General features: G+C 53.5%; 16 protein-coding genes. 6 read left to right on the forward strand and 10 right to left on the reverse strand.

The window, feature by feature from the left end:
* The first annotated feature begins 88 nt into the window (after nt 1–88).
* From OKF39_RS13535 to osmB, 5 genes are all read left to right on the forward strand, one after another.
* Nucleotides 89–2023 carry an exoribonuclease II gene (locus OKF39_RS13535; RefSeq protein WP_045260657.1) on the forward strand — a complete coding sequence of 645 codons (1935 nt, stop codon included), beginning with the start codon at nt 89–91 and terminating at the stop codon, nt 2021–2023.
* A 320-nt stretch (nt 2024–2343) separates the two neighbouring features.
* Complete coding sequence (gene pdeR / locus OKF39_RS13540; RefSeq protein WP_479983046.1) at nt 2344–4335, forward strand: cyclic di-GMP phosphodiesterase; 1992 nt, start codon at nt 2344–2346, stop codon at nt 4333–4335.
* A gap of 118 nt (nt 4336–4453) precedes the next feature.
* Nucleotides 4454–4636: a YciZ family protein gene (locus tag OKF39_RS13545; protein ID WP_041909652.1), complete on the forward strand. Its 183-nt coding sequence runs from the start codon at nt 4454–4456 to the stop codon at nt 4634–4636.
* 43 nt (nt 4637–4679) lie between these two features.
* Nucleotides 4680–5432, forward strand: coding sequence for a DNA-binding transcriptional regulator YciT (gene yciT, locus OKF39_RS13550; RefSeq protein ID WP_041909650.1), 753 nt, complete (start codon nt 4680–4682; stop codon nt 5430–5432).
* Between the two features lie 261 nt (nt 5433–5693).
* Entirely contained in the window at nt 5694–5912 is a 219-nt protein-coding gene (gene osmB, locus OKF39_RS13555) for an osmotically-inducible lipoprotein OsmB (protein ID WP_008501216.1), read from the forward strand.
* 104 nt (nt 5913–6016) lie between these two features.
* Here the strand turns inward: osmB and yciH are convergent, their stop codons facing one another.
* The 5 genes from yciH to pgpB form a co-directional block, all read right to left on the reverse strand.
* Nucleotides 6017–6343 carry a stress response translation initiation inhibitor YciH gene (gene yciH, locus OKF39_RS13560; protein WP_045630534.1) on the reverse strand — a complete coding sequence of 109 codons (327 nt, stop codon included), beginning with the start codon at nt 6341–6343 and terminating at the stop codon, nt 6017–6019.
* On the reverse strand, nt 6340–7080 hold the full coding sequence (pyrF, locus tag OKF39_RS13565; protein ID WP_248214504.1) for an orotidine-5'-phosphate decarboxylase: 741 nt from the start codon (nt 7078–7080) through the stop codon (nt 6340–6342). The genes yciH and pyrF overlap by 4 nt, the downstream gene beginning before the upstream one ends.
* A gap of 186 nt (nt 7081–7266) precedes the next feature.
* Nucleotides 7267–8436, reverse strand: coding sequence for a lipopolysaccharide assembly protein LapB (gene lapB / locus OKF39_RS13570; protein WP_041909646.1), 1170 nt, complete (start codon nt 8434–8436; stop codon nt 7267–7269).
* Between the two features lie 6 nt (nt 8437–8442).
* Nucleotides 8443–8751 (reverse strand): LapA family protein, encoded by a 309-nt coding sequence (locus OKF39_RS13575; protein WP_028013399.1) that lies wholly within the window; start codon nt 8749–8751, stop codon nt 8443–8445.
* A 148-nt stretch (nt 8752–8899) separates the two neighbouring features.
* On the reverse strand, nt 8900–9667 hold the full coding sequence (gene pgpB, locus OKF39_RS13580; RefSeq protein WP_028013400.1) for a phosphatidylglycerophosphatase B: 768 nt from the start codon (nt 9665–9667) through the stop codon (nt 8900–8902).
* A gap of 197 nt (nt 9668–9864) precedes the next feature.
* On the opposite strand from pgpB, the gene ribA reads away from it, so the two are divergent.
* Nucleotides 9865–10455: a GTP cyclohydrolase II gene (gene ribA / locus OKF39_RS13585; protein WP_028013401.1), complete on the forward strand. Its 591-nt coding sequence runs from the start codon at nt 9865–9867 to the stop codon at nt 10453–10455.
* A 36-nt stretch (nt 10456–10491) separates the two neighbouring features.
* Here ribA and acnA read toward each other — a convergent pair whose 3' ends face one another.
* The 5 genes from acnA to cysB form a co-directional block, all read right to left on the reverse strand.
* Nucleotides 10492–13167 carry an aconitate hydratase AcnA gene (gene acnA / locus OKF39_RS13590; RefSeq protein WP_479983047.1) on the reverse strand — a complete coding sequence of 892 codons (2676 nt, stop codon included), beginning with the start codon at nt 13165–13167 and terminating at the stop codon, nt 10492–10494.
* A gap of 163 nt (nt 13168–13330) precedes the next feature.
* A complete protein-coding gene (gene ymiC, locus OKF39_RS13595) occupies nt 13331–13429 on the reverse strand; it encodes a small membrane protein YmiC (RefSeq protein WP_032644994.1) in 99 nt (32 codons plus the stop codon).
* 137 nt (nt 13430–13566) lie between these two features.
* Nucleotides 13567–13737 (reverse strand): hypothetical protein, encoded by a 171-nt coding sequence (locus OKF39_RS13600; RefSeq protein WP_032644881.1) that lies wholly within the window; start codon nt 13735–13737, stop codon nt 13567–13569.
* Between the two features lie 2 nt (nt 13738–13739).
* Nucleotides 13740–13880, reverse strand: a complete 141-nt coding sequence (locus OKF39_RS13605; RefSeq protein ID WP_213743510.1) for a YmiA family putative membrane protein — start codon at nt 13878–13880, stop codon at nt 13740–13742.
* A 338-nt stretch (nt 13881–14218) separates the two neighbouring features.
* The gene (gene cysB, locus OKF39_RS13610; protein ID WP_028013403.1) at nt 14219–15193 is read right to left on the reverse strand and encodes an HTH-type transcriptional regulator CysB; all 975 of its coding nucleotides are present in this window, start codon (nt 15191–15193) and stop codon (nt 14219–14221) included.
* Between the last annotated feature and the right edge of the window lie 91 nt (nt 15194–15284).

Genomic DNA, 15284 nt, shown 5'->3' on the forward strand with positions numbered 1-15284 from the left:
CCACACTCTTTCCCCAAAGAGCGCTTGCTGTAGCAGTGAGAATCGCGTAAAACTGTCAGCCGCTCAATGGCTACGAAAATAGAACATTATGTTTCAGGACAACCCGCTGCTAGCGCAGCTTAAACAGCAACTGCATTCCCAGACGCCGCGTGCAGAAGGGGTCGTGAAAGCCACGGAAAAGGGCTTTGGCTTCCTTGAAGTTGACGCGCAGAAAAGCTACTTCATTCCGCCACCGCAGATGAAGAAAGTGATGCATGGCGATCGCGTCATGGCCGTCATCCATACCGAGAAGGAACGTGAATCCGCCGAGCCGGAAGAACTGATCGAGCCGTTCCTGACCCGCTTTGTGGGCAAAGTGCAGAGAAAGGACGATCGTCTTTCTGTCGTGCCGGATCACCCCCTGCTGAAAGATGCCATTCCCTGCCGCGCCGCCCGCGGCGTTGAGCATGATTTTAAAGAAGGTGACTGGGCCGTGGCAGAAATGCGCCGTCATCCTCTGAAAGGCGACCGCGGTTTCTATGCTGAACTGACCCAGTTCATCACCTTTGGCGACGACCATTTCGTCCCGTGGTGGGTCACGCTGGCGCGCCATAATCTTGAAAAAGAAGCGCCGAACGGCGTGGCAACTGAGATGCAGGATGAAGGCCTGGCGCGCCGCGATCTTACCGCGCTGGAGTTTGTCACCATCGACAGCGCCAGCACAGAAGATATGGACGATGCGCTCTACGCTGAAGAGAGCGCCGATGGCAAACTGCATTTGACCGTCGCCATTGCCGATCCAACCGCCTGGATTGTGGAAGGCAGCAAGCTGGACGAAACGGCGAAAATCCGCGCGTTCACCAACTACCTGCCGGGCTTTAACATCCCGATGCTGCCGCGCGAACTGTCTGACGACCTCTGCTCGCTGCGCCCAAATGAGGTGCGCCCGGTTCTCGCCTGCCGCATGACCATTGCCGCAGATGGCACGATTGAAGACGATATCGAATTCTTTGCCGCCACCATCGAATCCAAAGCCAAGCTGGCCTATGACAATGTCTCCGACTGGCTGGAAAACACCGGCAGCTGGAAACCTGAATCCGATGCTATCGCGGCACAGATTCGTCTGCTGCACCGCATCTGCCTGAACCGCGGCGAGTGGCGTAAGACTCACGCCCTGGTCTTCAAAGATCGTCCGGATTATCGTTTTGTTCTCGGTGAAAAAGGCGAAGTGCTGGATATCGTGGCCGAGCCGCGACGCATTGCTAACCGCATCGTCGAAGAAGCGATGATTTCCGCCAACATCTGTGCCGCGCGCGTGCTGCGCGACAGGCTGGGCTTCGGTATTTACAACGTTCATACCGGATTCGATCCGGCCAATACCGAAGCGCTCGCGGCCCTGCTGAAGAATCACGATGTGCATGTTGATCCGGAAGAAGTGCTGACACTGCCGGGCTTCTGCAAGCTTCGCCGCGAGCTGGACGCTCAGCCGTCCGGTTTCCTGGATAGCCGTATTCGCCGCTTCCAGTCCTTCGCGGAAATCAGCACCGAGCCAGGCCCGCACTTTGGCCTCGGTCTGGAAGCCTACGCCACCTGGACCTCCCCGATCCGTAAGTATGGCGATATGGTTAACCACCGCCTGCTGAAAGCGATTATTAAGGGCGAAACCATTGCCCGTCCTCAGGACGACACGACCCTACAGATGGCCGAGCGTCGCCGTCTGAACCGCATGGCGGAACGTGACGTTGGAGACTGGCTATACGCGCGCTTCCTGCAGGATAAAGCCGGTACCGATACCCGCTTCGCGGCAGAAATTATTGATATCAGCCGCGGGGGAATGCGCGTACGTCTGGTGGATAACGGTGCGGTCGCCTTTATCCCTGCCCCGTTCCTGCACGCCGTTCGTGACGAACTGGTCTGCAGTCAGGAAAGCGGCACCGTGCAAATTAAAGGCGAGACGGTTTACAAAGTCACTGACGTGATTGATGTAACTATCGCTGAAGTTCGCATGGAAACCCGCAGTATTATTGCGCGCCCTGTCGCCTGATAACCTGCTCAATTGTCGGTCATTTCCGTTCAGAAAGGCCGACAATTTTCTCCCTGTCTTTCCCCTCGCAAAAGCATCATTTTTCTTACTTTTTCCGCCCCAGCCCGCCCAAAATAGCCATAATTATCTACAGTTAAAGAGTGCTGCCCTGTTCGGGCACGTGGATTTTATACGCTCAGCATTTTTATATGCCTGATGCGTTTTATTATAAAAAAGCTCAGAAAAACAATACTTTCACTGCGGCTTTGCCGCTATTTTCAACGGAAAAGTCGACGACTAATGAATAATTTGTTCGCTAATGCGTCGCGGCGGGAGAAATCATGATCGACGAACTTGAGCAAAATTTGCTGTTTCGTTACATGGGTACTCACAGCCCGTGGTGGCGATTGTCGGCTGACAGCAACGCTCTGCACCTTGCCGCCAGCGAAAATGCTGACGTGACTCAGGAGATCGTACTGGATGATGAACAGGCCGCACAGATCCGTCAGCTAACGGTAATGACCACCAGCATTTCCCTGAACCTCTCTCTTTACGGCGAGCAAGTTCCCGTCCATCTTGTCGGACGCAAAATCACCCGAAACGATTGGGCCGGAACGGCTTCCGCCTGGAACGATACGCCCTCCGTGGCACGCGATCTGGCTCAGGGACTCTCCTTTGCGGAACAGGTAGTTTCTGAAGCGAATTCCGTCATTGTCATTCTCGATCAAAACGGCAATATCCAGCGCTTTAACCGCCTGAGCGAAGAGTATACCGGTCTGAAAGAACATGAAGTCATTGGTCAAAACGTGTTTGAACTGTTCATGAGCCGCAGCGAAGCGGCAGCCTCGAAGCGCAACATTGCGGGTTTCTTTCGCAACGGCAGCTCCTACGAAGTCGAACGCTGGATTAAAACGCGAAAAGGGCAACGCTTGTTTCTGTTCAGAAATAAATTCGTTCACAGCGGCAGCGGTAAAAATGAAATTTTCCTTATCTGCTCCGGGACCGACATTACCGAAGAACGACGGGCACAGGAACGCCTGCGCGTGCTGGCCAATACCGATACCATCACCGGCCTGCCCAACCGCAATGCGATCCATGAGCTGATTTCAGACGCCATCAATAGCCGCGGCGATACGCAGGTTGGCGTGGTTTACCTCGACCTCGATAACTTTAAAAAGGTTAACGATGCCTACGGGCATATGTTCGGCGATCAGCTCCTGCAGGCGGTTGCACTTGCCCTTCTGAGTTGTCTGGATGAAGGGCAGGTTTTAGCGCGGCTCGGCGGCGATGAGTTTATCGTTATGGCCACCAATACCTCTCAGGGCTCGCTGGAAGCGATGGCGTCGCGTATTCTGACCCGCCTGCGCCAGCCGTTCCGAATCGGTCTGATTGAGGTTTACACCGGTTGCTCCCTGGGGATCGCCCTCGCGCCGCAGCACGGGAACGATCGGGAAAGCGTGATTCGCAATGCCGACATCGCCATGTACACCGCCAAGGAGAATGGCCGTGGCAAATTCTGCGTCTTCTCCCCCGAGATGAACCAGCGCGTGTTTGAGTACCTGTGGCTGGACACCAACCTGCGTAAAGCGCTGGATAACGATCAGCTCCTGATCCACTACCAGCCGAAAATGACCTGGCGCGGCGAAGTCCGAAGCCTTGAAGCGCTGGTCCGCTGGCAGTCGCCCGAGCGCGGGCTTATCCCCCCTCTGGAATTTATCTCTTATGCCGAGGAGTCCGGTTTGATTGTGCCGCTGGGTCGCTGGGTGATGCTTGATGTGGTTCGCCAGGTGGCAAAATGGCGTGACAAGGGAATTAACCTGCGCGTGGCCGTGAACGTCTCTGCGCGTCAGCTGGCCGACCAGACGATTTTCAGCGAGCTAAAGCAGGCGCTTAAGGATCTGCATTTTGAGTACTGCCCTATCGACGTTGAATTAACCGAAAGCTGTCTTATCGAAAACGAAGAGCTGGCGCTCTCGGTGATCCAGCAATTCAGTCGGCTCGGGGCACAAATTCATCTGGACGATTTCGGTACCGGCTACTCCTCCCTTTCCCAGCTGGCGCGTTTTCCTATTGATGCCATTAAACTCGATCAGGCTTTTGTCAGAGATATTCATAAGCACTCTGTCTCCCAGTCTCTGGTACGCGCCATTGTTGCAGTGGCGCAGGCGTTAAACCTGCAGGTGATTGCCGAAGGGGTGGAGAACGCAAAAGAGGATGCCTTTCTGACCAAAAACGGCGTCAACGAACGGCAGGGTTTTCTTTTCGCTAAGCCGATGCCCGCTGCCGCATTAGAGCGCTGGCTAAAACGATATCAAGCGCGACAACAGCGTTAACATCATACAGAGGTTCACTTTCGTATAGGTAATTTCGTTATGGCGTTTTTTCCCTTCTCTTTTGAACCTATTTTCTGCATCATTGAAATTATTAACTTTTCGCTCCTGGGGAGAGATGATGTCTACTATTGATCCACAAGCTGTAGCACAACGTATTGATACCGTGCTGGATATCCTGGTGGCGGGTGATTATCACTCTGCAATCCGTAATCTCGAGATCCTGAAGTCTGAACTTCTCGCTCAGGATGGCGCTGACAATGCCCCCGAAAACCGACAGCCTAAAGCGCCGTGGGAAGTCTAATCCCACTGTCTCAGACCTCGTTTCGCTTTATTAATTGGATGCTATGAATTCCCGACAACAACTCATTTTGCAGATGGTCATCGATCAGGGGCGCGTAAGCGTCGTTGAGCTGGCTAAAACCACCGGCGTTTCAGAAGTGACCATCCGTCAGGATCTTAATCTGCTGGAAAAACAGAGCTACCTGCGCCGTGCGCATGGTTATGCCGTGCCGCTGGACAGCGACGACGTTGAGACGCGCATGATGAATAACTACGCGCTTAAACGAGAACTGGCAGAATTTGCCGCATCGCTGGTAAACCCTGGCGAGACGGTCTTTATTGAAAACGGCAGCAGCAACGCTCTTCTGGCACGTACGCTTGCCGAACAAAAAGACGTTACCATCATCACCGTCAGCAGCTATATCGCCCATTTGCTCAAAGAGACGCGCTGTGAGGTGATTTTGCTGGGCGGCATTTACCAGAAAAAAAGTGAGAGCATGGTAGGCCCGCTAACCCGGCAATATGTCCAGCAGGTTCATTTCAGTAAGGCGTTTATCGGTATTGACGGCTGGCAGCCGGAGACAGGCTTCACCGGCCGGGATATGATGCGATCTGACGTTGTGAATGCCGTTCTGGAAAAAGAGTGTGAAGCCATTGTGCTGACCGACAGCTCTAAATTTGGTGCCGTCCATCCTTACACCATGGGTCCAGCCTCACGCTTTAGCCGCGTAATTACCGACGAAAGGTTAAGCGACGAACATCGTAATAAACTGGAAGATGACGGTCTCATTGTCGATATTATTAAAACGCCCGCCTGAGTCCATTTGCGCCCGTATTCCGGGCGCATATGCCCCCTTCGTCTGAGAGGATTCCTATCCATCCTTTAAGAGTTTTTACCTGTTTAACCTGCCGTAAAGTCGTAAAATTAATGTTAGCGATATAACAGGAAGTGACTATCACCTGCGTGATTACGTAACGCCTGCGCGACCAGCTTTCACGGAAAAAAGAATTGAGTATTCATTTTGACTATACTTAATGTGTACATCTTTCCGTGAATCGATAATTCAGGAGAAAGTATTATGACCTTAACCAGCAAAAAATTAGCCGCCGCTGTTCTGGCAATCACTGTAGCAATGTCCCTGAGCGCGTGCTCTAACTGGTCTAAACGTGACCGTAACACCGCAATTGGCGCCGGTGCTGGTGCGCTCGGTGGTGCAGTATTAACGGATGGTAGTACGCTGGGTACATTAGGCGGCGCTGCTGTCGGTGGTATTATCGGTCACCAGGTTGGCAAATAATTATTCTATCAGCCTTCCCGTTAAGGCGATTTAGCATCGCATTTCAGGTCTGACTAACGCACGTATATAACACGAGCCACGGCATTTGCCGTGGCTTATTTATTTTAGCCGCCTGCCAGTTTAACTTTCATGCCTTTGGCTTCAAGGAGCGATTTAATTAAATCGCGTTTATCACCCTGAATTTCGATAATGCCGTCCTTCACGGCGCCGCCGCAGCCACATTTTTTCTTCAACTCTGCTGCCAGCTTGTTCAGCTCCGCATCATCCAGATCAATCCCGGAGATCAGGCAGACCCCCTTTCCTTTTCGCCCGCTGGTCTGACGCTGGATACGAACAATACCGTCACCTTTCGGACGTTCTGCTTTCGTTTTCGGTTCGTCTATGCGCCCGCTTTCCGTCGAGTAGACCAGCCGACTGTTGGAATCAGTCATTGCGCCCCCTTTTTCAGTGATGCGTTGATAGCCTTAAGCGTCTCTGCCGGGTTCGCAGACTGCGTCACCGGCCGGCCGATAACAATGTAGTCAACGCCTGCTGCCAGCGCCTGCTCAGGCGTCATAATGCGTCGCTGATCGCCCACGTCGCTGCCAGCAGGACGAATGCCTGGCGTGACCAGTTTAAAATCTTTGCCCAACTCTGACTTAAAGCGTACCGCTTCCTGCGCGGAGCAAACGACGCCATCGAGACCACAGCTCTGCGTCAGACGCGCGAGACGTTCGGCATGCCCGGCCGGTGACAACGTCACGCCGAGGTCGCGCAAGTCGCTGTCATCCATGCTGGTCAGCACGGTAACCGCAATCAGTAATGGCGCATCGTTGCCGAACGGCAGGAGTGCTTCGCGAGCGGCTGTCATCATTCTCGCCCCACCCGACGCGTGGACGTTGACCATCCATACACCCAGTTCCGCAGCCGCGGCAACCGCGTGCGCCGTGGTGTTCGGGATATCATGGAATTTGAGATCGAGGAAGACATCGAAACCACGCTGCTGCAGATCGCGGACGATTTGCGGTCCAAACAGCGTGAACATCTCTTTACCAACTTTCAGACGACAATCGCGAGGATCGATACCGTCGACAAAGGCCAGCGCTGCGTCACGCTTATTGTAATCAAGCGCAACAACAACAGGAGAATCCGTAATAACGCGGGAAGTGGAGGAAGTAACAGACGTCATGACCAGCCCTTTTCGTCTATGGGCGCGCAGCGGCGCGGAACAGATAAACGGCCTGCATTCTACCTGCCGTCGCCGCAAATTGACAGAATCCATTTATGCCCCTGCCAGGCCAGCAAGCCGCACGGTGTTGAGAAAGCGGTAAAAGCCATCAGTATGTTGTAACTAAAATGAAGGCTTTTAAAAAAATTACTGCCCATCCAGGCCGCGAATTGGCTTGATGGTGGACCAGGCCCGGCAGGACGGACAATGCCAGTAGAGCGTGTAGGCGGTAAAACCACACTTCTGGCAACGGTAGCGCGGCTTGCTGCGCACCTGCTCGCCAACCATGTCGCGCAGTACCATCAGGCTTTCTTTCGCGCGCCCTTCTTCCGCATCGTTCAGATGGTAGTCCATCAGCTTGTGGAATACGCGCATCGTGGGATGACGCTGCAGCTGACGGGTAATATAAACCTGTGCGGTGTCGCTCCCCTCATACTGCTCAACCACGTCAGAGAGCATCAGCTCAGCGGTCGCGCCGGTATTCTCTTCCACGCAACGACGCAGAAATGCCACCCACTCTTCCTGCTTGTCCAGCTGCTGATAGCAGGTTTGCAGCATTTCAAGCGTTTCGCTGACCAGCTCTTTGTCCTGGTCAATCACCCGCATCAGGCTTTCAACGGCTTTAGCGTAGTCGCCGCTGGCCATAAAAACGCGCCCCATCATGATAGAGATACGCGCGCTATTGCGGTCTGCGGCGGCACCTTTCTTCAGCAACGCCATGGCTTTGTCCATGTCGTCGTTGCCCATCTGCTGAAGGGCAAGCTCGCAGTAGAAATGCGCAATTTCAACGCGCTGCTTGTCTTTGCCCAGCTTCACCAGACGTTCGGCCGTATCAATGGCTTTCTGCCAGTCGCTGGTGGCCTGGTAAATCTGCAGTAACTGCTGCAACGCGCCGATACGGAAATCCGTTTCATCCACCAGCTGTGTGAACATATCTTCAGCGCGATCGTACAGCCCTGCGGCCATATAGTCTCGGCCCAGCTGTTGTACCGCCAGGAGACGTTGTTCGTAGGTCAGGGAGGCGCTTTCCATCAAGGTCTGGTGGATACGGATAGCGCGGTCAACCTCGCCGCGCGAGCGGAACAGGTTACCGAGAGTGAGGTGGGCTTCGACGGTCCCCGTATCCTCTTTCAGCATATCGAGGAACAGGTCTACCGCTTTGTCCTGCTGATTGCTCAGGAGGAAGTTCACCCCCGCAACGTAGTCGCGGGAGAGTCGGTTAGCCTCATCCTGTTTCGTTTGTTGCGCACTTCTGCGGCCCATATACCAGCCATAGGCTGCGGCTACAGGCAAAAGCAGAAACAACAACTCCAGCATAGTCGATTATTCCTTCACGACCGGCACACCTGAACTTTCCGGCATGTCGGACGCAGGCGCAATGTGCTGTTCAAGTCGTTTAATTTTACGTTCAGCGCGCGCAAGAGAAACACGAACTTTCAACCAGAAAAGACCGCAAACCAGCCAGCCGATGGCAAAGCCTGCAGCAAATAAGACCGCCAGCAGGCTGGAGACCCGATACTCACCCTGCGCCAGCAGATAGTTAAACGTCACCTGTTGATCGTTTTGTGCACCCAATGTGACTGAAATGACAAAAATCGCCAATACCAGTAAGAAAATGAGTAAATATTTCACATTACTTCCCGTTATGTGGTTCAAGCGAATAAAGTGTGTTCAACTCACCGCAATCAGCCTTATAAACTACCATTTTAGCGACGGGCGCGAAACGGAAAAAGTAACGCGCACGTCATGGATTTATGGGCAAAATGCACAATATCAACCGTCAGGCATCGCTTTGCTCCCTTTCGGCGATCTCTTCTTTCTCTTCAGGTGGTGGCGTGAGCGGGCCGCAGAACCGTTCTGCAAGCCAGGTTGCCAGCGTCACCAGCATCCAGGAGATCAGCGTAGCGACCACCAGATCCCGCGGCCAGTGCATTCCCAGCAGCAAGCGGCTGCCCATCACCCCTGTCGCCCAAACCAGTAAAATCGCGATGGTCATGGTGCGACGTCGAGGCCAAAGCAGCCCAACGCCCAGCAACGCCCAACTGGCTGCAAACATCGTATGGCCGGAAGGAAACGCGAATCCCGTCTCTTTTTGCCAGTGCTTACGCAGGAACTTTGGAATATCTTCCTGTTCTGAAAGCTGTTCTTTCACCAGCGCGCCGCGATCTTTACGCTTTAAATTGTAGAACTCATCCACCGGAACATGGTGCGCTTTTTCCAGCCAGACGACAAAAGGTCTTGGCTCCTGAACGTGATCCTTCACCCAGGACTTCACGCCCTGTCCAATAACGATCGCGCCACCGAGGATAGCAAAGAGCATCAACGCCGCGCGAAGTCGAAAGCGCAGGCACCACAAGAACCAGCCGCAGAGGATAACGTGGGTAATAATTCCCCACGGCTGCGTGACCGTCTCCGTTACCCAGTATAACGTTTTCAGCCACGTGGCATTCTGCCCCGGCTGCCACATCCAGCCGGAGACCCACACGGCCAAAGGCATAATCAGTAAAATGGCCGCGCCTGCTGCCGTACGTCTGGCGATTGAAAGCATGTCTTCTCCTTTTTCGCTAAGCCTCACAATCATAACTGAAATTCATTCGATGGGTGGATATGTCGGATCGTGCGTTTAACGTTCATATAGCATGGCGCCCATTAGGCGAACGTGCTGAGCTTGTGGCAAAATGGACAAATACAGAAAGCAAAACAGGCGCAAGGCACGAAACGTGTCAGCCTACTCTGGAGAATCACATGCAGCTTAAACGTGTGGCAGAAGCCAAACTGCCAACCCCATGGGGCGATTTCCTGATGGTGGGGTTTGAAGAACTGGCAACCGGACAGGATCATGTCGCGCTGGTCTACGGCGACATTTCAGGGCAGACGCCGGTGCTGTCCCGCGTCCATTCGGAGTGTCTGACCGGCGACGCGTTGTTCAGCCTGCGCTGTGATTGCGGTTTCCAGCTCGAAGCTGCCCTTACCCATATTGCCGAAGAAGGCCGCGGCGTGCTGCTCTATCACCGTCAGGAAGGTCGTAACATTGGTCTGCTGAATAAAATCCGCGCTTATGCGCTGCAGGACCAGGGCTACGATACGGTGGAAGCCAACCACCAGCTCGGTTTTGCCGCCGATGAACGTGATTTCACCCTCTGCGCCGATATGTTCAAGCTGCTGGGCGTGGACGAGGTTCGCCTGCTGACCAATAATCCCAAAAAGGTGGAAATCCTCACCGAAGCCGGGATCAACATCGTCGAGCGTGTACCGCTGATTGTCGGCCGCAACCCGAAAAATGCCCACTATCTCGATACCAAGGCGGCTAAAATGGGACATCTTCTGAAAGAGTGAAAGTAAAAACCCGGCACAAATGCCGGGCTTTTTTTATCAATCCAGCATTTTACGAATCACATAATGTAAAATGCCGTCGTTCTGGTAGTAGGTCAGTTCGGTTGCCGTATCAATACGACACCGGCATTCCAGTACCTCGCTTTTCCCGTCTGCTCGCGTAAGCTTCACCGGCACCGTTTTGCCCGGCTTCAGGTTTTGCAGGCCGCTAATATCAATCTGCTCTTCCCCCGTCAGGCCCAGCGTTTTGCGCGTGACGCCCTGCGGGAACTCAAGCGGCAGGATCCCCATACCAATCAGGTTCGAGCGGTGAATACGTTCAAACGACTCGGCGATGACCACGCGAACGCCAAGCAGTCGCGGACCTTTCGCCGCCCAGTCACGACTGGAGCCGGAACCGTACTCTTTCCCGGCGATCACCGCCAGCGGCGTACCTTCCTGCTGATATTTGACGGCTGCGTCATAAATCGACACGACTTCCGTCCCCGGAAGATGGCGCGTCATCCCCCCTTCCACGCCCGGAACCATTTCGTTACGAATGCGGATGTTGGCAAACGTCCCGCGCATCATTACTTCATGGTTACCGCGGCGCGATCCGTAGGAGTTAAAATCGCGGCGCTCCACGCCCCGGCTTTGCAGATAACGGCCCGCCGGGCTGTCGGCTTTGATGCTCCCCGCCGGAGAGATATGGTCAGTGGTGACGGAATCCCCCAGCATCGCCAGTATGCGCGCCCCGTGAATATCCTGAAGCGGTGCAGGCTCGGCCAGCATTTCATCAAAGAACGGCGACAGGCGGATATAGGTGGAATCGTCCTGCCAGTCATAGGTGTCCGAGCCCACAACGTTGATGGCTTTCCACTCCGGCGTGCCTTCAAATACTTCCGCATACTCTTTGCGGAACATCTCGGTGGAGACCTTTTCAACGGCCATCGCAATTTCACGTGAGGACGGCCAGATATCTTTCAGATAGACCGGCTCATTCTTGCGGTCGTGACCAATAGGATCGGTAGCCAGGTTGATATTCATGTTCCCGGCGAGCGCGTAGGCCACCACCAGCGGCGGCGAAGCGAGCCAGTTGGTTTTCACCAGCGGATGAATACGTCCTTCAAAGTTACGGTTACCGGAAAGGACTGCGCCAACCGTCAGATCGCCCTGCTTGATCGCCGTTTCAATAGGTTCAGGTAGCGGGCCGGAGTTACCGATGCAGGTGGTACAGCCATAGCCCACGAGGTTAAAGCCCAGCTCGTCAAGATATGGCGTTAGCCTGGCCTGCGCCAGGTAATCCGAGACCACTTTGGAGCCCGGTGCCAGGGAGGCTTTTACCCAGGGCTGTGGTTTCAGTCCCCGCTCAACCGCTTTTTTAGCCAGCAGGCCGGCCGCCATTAATACGCTGGGGTTTGAGGTGTTGGTGCAGGAGGTAATGGCGGCTATGACAACCGCGCCGTCCGGGAGCTGATACTGATGTCCGTTCAGAACATAGTCGATTGGGCGATGGTCCTTCTTCGCCACGTTAACTTCCAGCTCGTTGCTTGCGGCAAACGCTTTTGGCACGTCGCTTAACGCTACGCGATCCTGCGGACGTTTCGGACCGGCGAGGCTCGCCTCAACGCTTCCCATGTCAAGCGCAAGCGTGCTGGTAAATACCGGCTCATCCCCCGGATTGCGCCACATGCCCTGCGCTTTGGTGTACGCCTCCACCAGCGCCACCTGCTCTTCGCTGCGTCCGCTCAGGCGCATGTACTCCAGCGTGACGTCATCAATGGGGAAAAATCCGCAGGTTGCGCCATATTCTGGCGCCATGTTGGCGATGGTCGCGCGGTCAGCCAGCGGCAGCGAATCCAGCCCGTCACCGTAAAATTCAACAAATTTTCCCACCACACCATGCTTACGCAGCATCTGGGTAACGGTGAGCACCAGATCGGTGGCGGTAATGCCTTCAGACAGCTTCCCGGTGAGCTTAAAGCCCACAACATCAGGGATAAGCATGGAGACCGGCTGACCGAGCATGGCGGCTTCCGCTTCGATACCGCCGACACCCCAGCCCAGCACGCCGAGGCCGTTAATCATGGTGGTGTGGGAATCTGTACCCACCAGCGTGTCCGGATAAGCCACCCACTCTTTGTCCTGCAATTCACTCCAGACGGCTTTACCGAGATATTCAAGGTTAACCTGGTGACAAATACCGGTGCCGGGTGGAACCACGCTAAAGCGGCTGAACGCCTGCTGACCCCACTTCAGGAAGACATAACGCTCGTGATTTCGCTCCATCTCGAGACGCACGTTCTCGCCAAAGGCATCGTCATCACCGAAGTGGTCAACGGTTACGGAGTGGTCAATCACGAGGTCGACGGGTGAAAGCGGGTTCACTTTAGCCGTATCGCCGCCGAGGCGTTTAACCGCCTCACGCATGGCGGCGAGATCCACCACGGCAGGAACGCCGGTGAAGTCCTGCATCAGAACCCTTGCCGGGCGGTAGGCAATTTCTCTGTCGGCATGGGCATTCTTAAGCCACCCTGCCAGCGCCTGAATATCGTCGAGGGTAACGGAGTCACCGTCCTGCCAGCGCAATAGATTTTCCAGCAAAACTTTCAAGGACTTGGGTAAACGCGAAATGTCCCCAAGCGTTCTGGCAGCTAGCGGCAGGCTATAGTAGTGCCAGGTTTTATTTTCTGCCTGTAACGTGTCCTTACTGGCTTCGCGTAGGGTTAACGACATAAGCTCCTCCTTAATTACAGAGATGTCCTGACAATCATCAGGGCCGTAATTAAAGATAACACAAAGATGTCGTAACGTTTTGATAACAACCCAAATTGATAAATTTAGGAATGGTCCAGAGGAGGGTAAAACAAAAAACCCCGCCGCAGCGAGGTTTTATGATTTAGTGGACGGCCAACCAGATGAGCTGACTCCAGAACAGAATCGACAGGGTAAAAACGCCGATCCATGACCAGTATTTTTGAGACATCATGTTATTCATCATAGGGACACCAGGCATTATTTATTAAACATTCCGAGGCAGGTCCTCGTGCTATATTGCTGATGTGTATTTATTAAAGAGTACAAAGGCGCATAGTCATTATTCAGACTAACTGCATCATTACGCAATAAACTAAATTATTGTTTTTTGGGTTCGTCTTCCGCGAACACATCAATAAAAGCCTGCTGCTGCGGCGTCAGTTTCCAGGATGCTGGCACTGCTGTTGCAGGCGCTTTGCGTCCCTTGTGAACAGTGTCATGATGCTGACACATCCGCTTTGCCGTTTCTGTACGTACCGTCACTGCCATATTCAACCCCAATATTTCCAGGCCAGGAGAGCAACCATCACCCAGAACAGGGCGGAAACGAGAAAGACCGCCAGCCAGGCTTTACGCTTGAGCGCAGGATCCCTTTGCGGTTCTTCACTTCCTGAAGGCATTGCTAACCTCATACAATCGATATCGCTTATCATTTAGGACCAAACAATTGGTACAATTAATCATCTGTTGAGATAAATCCTAAAGAAACTTTAGCCGAAAAGCCAGTGAATTTACGCATCAAGAGGCATGAAATATTCAATCTTTTGACCAGAAATAAATATTTGAAAAGAAAAATTTGCGTAGCCGTTAATTAGTTTCTATTTTTGTCGCCAATTCACGACATTAAAGCCACACAAATTAAAAGGATAATGACAATATATGGCAGGGGAAGTGCAGATGATGATAATTCTAATTTAGCTTTAAGCCGATATTTCGGTATCTTTCCCTCAGGGAAAGATACCGGGTGTGATTATTTTTCGGGGAGTTTGATATCTTTAAACATCTCTTCGATATCTTCATTTGATCGTAATGCCACGGCGGTATCCACCACGTCACGCGTTAAATGCGGTGCAAAGCGCTGAATAAAATCATACATATAGCTTCGCAGGAAGGTACTGCGGCGGAAGCCAATTTTTGTCGTGCTGTGGCTGAAAATATCATGCGCATCAAGACGCACCAGGTCAGGGTCTGACACCGGGTCGACCGCCATGCTGGCGATCACCCCTACCCCCAGGCCAAGCCGTACATAGGTCTTTATAACGTCGGCGTCGGTGGCGGTAAAGACAATCCGCGGCGTTAACCCGGCCCGGTTGAAGGCGGTATCAAGCTCAGATCGTCCGGTGAAGCCAAACGTGTAAGTGACCAGAGGATATTGCGCCAGCTCTTCGATTGACACCGACCCCTTGCCCGCCAGCGGATGATCCGGGGTCACCACAATGGAGCGGTTCCAGTGATAGCACGGCAGCATGACCAGATCGTCATAGAGATGGAGCGCTTCCGTCGCGATGGCAAAATCTGCATTGCCCTTCGACACCGCCTCCGCAATTTGCGTCGGCGATCCCTGGTGCATATGCAGGGAGACGCGCGGATAACGCTCGATAAAGCCCTTGATAACGCCCGGTAGCGCATAGCGCGCCTGGGTGTGCGTCGTGGCAATATACAGCGAGCCTTTATCCGGCCAGGTATGTTCCCCCGCCACAGACTTAATCGCATCGACTTTGGAAAGGACTTCCCGCGCAATACGGATGATTTCCTGCCCCGCTGGCGTCACCTGGGTAAGGTGCTTACCACTGCGGGCGAAAATCTGAATACCTAATTCATCCTCCAGCATGCGAACCTGCTTGCTGATGCCCGGTTGCGAGGTATATAGCCCCTCGGCGGTGGAAGAGACATTAAGGTTGTGATTCACCACCTCAACGATATAACGAAGCTGTTGTAATTTCATGCCAGACCATCCGATTTAGCGCACGCGGTCAATCGCTTAAGACGATTTGATAATAAAAAAAGGGTTAACTATAACCACTATATCACTTATA

This window comes from Enterobacter cloacae complex sp. HYC042_NIDB, assembly GCF_056673315.1.

Bases quoted from the DNA above. Each gene is read 5' to 3' on its own strand.
- OKF39_RS13545 (WP_041909652.1), top strand. From the start codon at position 4,454: ATGTCTACTATTGATCCACAAGCTGTAGCACAACGTATTGATACCGTG.
- cysB (WP_028013403.1), bottom strand. From the start codon at position 15,193: ATGAAATTACAACAGCTTCGTTATATCGTTGAGGTGGTGAATCACAAC.
- osmB (WP_008501216.1), top strand. From the start codon at position 5,694: ATGACCTTAACCAGCAAAAAATTAGCCGCCGCTGTTCTGGCAATCACT.
- pgpB (WP_028013400.1), bottom strand. From the start codon at position 9,667: ATGCTTTCAATCGCCAGACGTACGGCAGCAGGCGCGGCCATTTTACTG.
- acnA (WP_479983047.1), bottom strand. From the start codon at position 13,167: ATGTCGTTAACCCTACGCGAAGCCAGTAAGGACACGTTACAGGCAGAA.
- yciH (WP_045630534.1), bottom strand. From the start codon at position 6,343: ATGACTGATTCCAACAGTCGGCTGGTCTACTCGACGGAAAGCGGGCGC.
- ribA (WP_028013401.1), top strand. From the start codon at position 9,865: ATGCAGCTTAAACGTGTGGCAGAAGCCAAACTGCCAACCCCATGGGGC.
- pdeR (WP_479983046.1), top strand. From the start codon at position 2,344: ATGATCGACGAACTTGAGCAAAATTTGCTGTTTCGTTACATGGGTACT.
- ymiC (WP_032644994.1), bottom strand. From the start codon at position 13,429: ATGAATAACATGATGTCTCAAAAATACTGGTCATGGATCGGCGTTTTT.
- yciT (WP_041909650.1), top strand. From the start codon at position 4,680: ATGAATTCCCGACAACAACTCATTTTGCAGATGGTCATCGATCAGGGG.
- lapB (WP_041909646.1), bottom strand. From the start codon at position 8,436: ATGCTGGAGTTGTTGTTTCTGCTTTTGCCTGTAGCCGCAGCCTATGGC.
- pyrF (WP_248214504.1), bottom strand. From the start codon at position 7,080: ATGACGTCTGTTACTTCCTCCACTTCCCGCGTTATTACGGATTCTCCT.
- OKF39_RS13605 (WP_213743510.1), bottom strand. From the start codon at position 13,880: ATGAGGTTAGCAATGCCTTCAGGAAGTGAAGAACCGCAAAGGGATCCT.
- OKF39_RS13600 (WP_032644881.1), bottom strand. From the start codon at position 13,737: ATGGCAGTGACGGTACGTACAGAAACGGCAAAGCGGATGTGTCAGCAT.
- OKF39_RS13535 (WP_045260657.1), top strand. From the start codon at position 89: ATGTTTCAGGACAACCCGCTGCTAGCGCAGCTTAAACAGCAACTGCAT.